This window comes from Leucobacter sp. 7(1), assembly GCF_900163635.1.
Classification (GTDB): Bacteria; Actinomycetota; Actinomycetes; order Actinomycetales; family Microbacteriaceae; genus Leucobacter.
The window spans coordinates 1-1423 of record NZ_FUID01000003.1 but is presented as its reverse complement, the minus strand read 5'-3'; the positions used below and the strand labels follow the sequence as shown (position 1 = coordinate 1423).

General features: G+C 63.5%; 1 protein-coding gene. It reads right to left on the bottom strand.

Translation table 11 applies throughout. The features are described from left to right. Nucleotides 1–36: 36 nt before the first annotated feature. The gene (locus tag FM113_RS00870) at nucleotides 37–1344 is read right to left on the bottom strand and encodes an IS256 family transposase (protein ID WP_217895931.1); all 1308 of its coding nucleotides are present in this window, start codon (nucleotides 1342–1344) and stop codon (nucleotides 37–39) included. Nucleotides 1345–1423: the final 79 nt, after the last annotated feature.

Below are 1423 nucleotides of genomic sequence, written 5' to 3'. Positions count from 1 at the left end.
TGGGTCTGTCCGTTCCTTTGTGTATGGGGCTTCGGCTTAGTTGATTCCTAGGCGGTCGCCGTAGGTGATGGACAGGGTATTCGGGATAGCTTTCCAGCTGGCGATCTGCCCGGTCGGGTTCGTGCGATTCGGGCGCCGCTCGAGCACCGTCAGGTAGAGCACCTTCATCGTCGCCTGCTCGTTGGGGAAGTGCCCGCGGCGTCTCGTGGCCTGCCGGAACCTGGCATTGAGCGACTCGATCCCATTGGTCGTATAGATGAGGCGTCTGATCTCGGGCGGGAACTTCAGGAACGGCACGAACTCGCCCCACGCGCTCTCCCACATCTGGGTCATCGCCGGATACAGGCTCCGCCATTGCTCGGCGAACTCCGCGAATCTCGCCTCGGCCGCTGCGATGGTCGGAGCGGTATAGACCTCGCGGAGCTGCCCGGTGATCTTGGACCAGTACTTCTTCGACGCGTATCGAAGTGAGTTCCGCACGAGATGCACGACACACTGCTGCACCGTTGCGAGGGGCCAGATCGCGGTGATCGCATCGGGGAGGCTTTTGAGTCCGTCGCGGCAGACGATGCAGACATCGGCGACACCACGGTTGCGCAGCTCCGTGAGCATGTTCATCCTCTGCTTCGCGCCCTCCCCGCCGGTCGGTCCCATCCACCACAACCCGAGAACGTCACGGTGACCCTCGAGATCGATGCCGACAGCGACGTAGACAGGCCGGTTGGCGACCTGCCCGTCGCGGACCTTGATCACGAGCGCGTCGATCAGAACCACGGGATAGACGAGGTCCAGCGGACGGGCTTGCCATTCCTGCATGTCGCCGAGCACCTTGTCGGTCACCGTCGACACCAGATCATGAGAGACGTCTGATCCGTAGAGATCGGAGAGGTGCTTGGCGATATCGCCGGTGGTCATGCCCTTCGCATACAGCGAGATCACCGCCTCGTCGAACCCCGCGATCCGGCGCTGATGCTTGGGCACCACCACCGGCGCGAACGTGCCCGCCCGGTCCCTCGGGACCTGGATCGTGAGATCGCCGATCTCGGTCCGCACCGTCTTCGGCGTGGATCCGTTCCGGCTGTTCGGCGTCTGCTTCCCGACCCGATCGCCCGGGTCGTAGCCGAGGTGCTCGGTCAGCTCCGCTTCCAACGCGGACTGCAGGACCTGCCGGGTCAGTCCCGTCAGCAGCCCGTTCGGGCCAGTCAGTTCGATCCCTTGACCACGAGCGGCGGCCACGAGTTGCTCCGCGACCGCGGTGATATTCGGCGGCGCAGGAAGGACCTCCCCGGTTCGCAGATCGACGGTCTCGGATTGCTCAGTTGTTGTCTTCAATTCAGTGCTCATGACGTGATTCATCTTCCCGTCCGACCGAAGCCGAACCGATCACGCCGAACCCCTCACACACAAACTTTCCGACAGACCC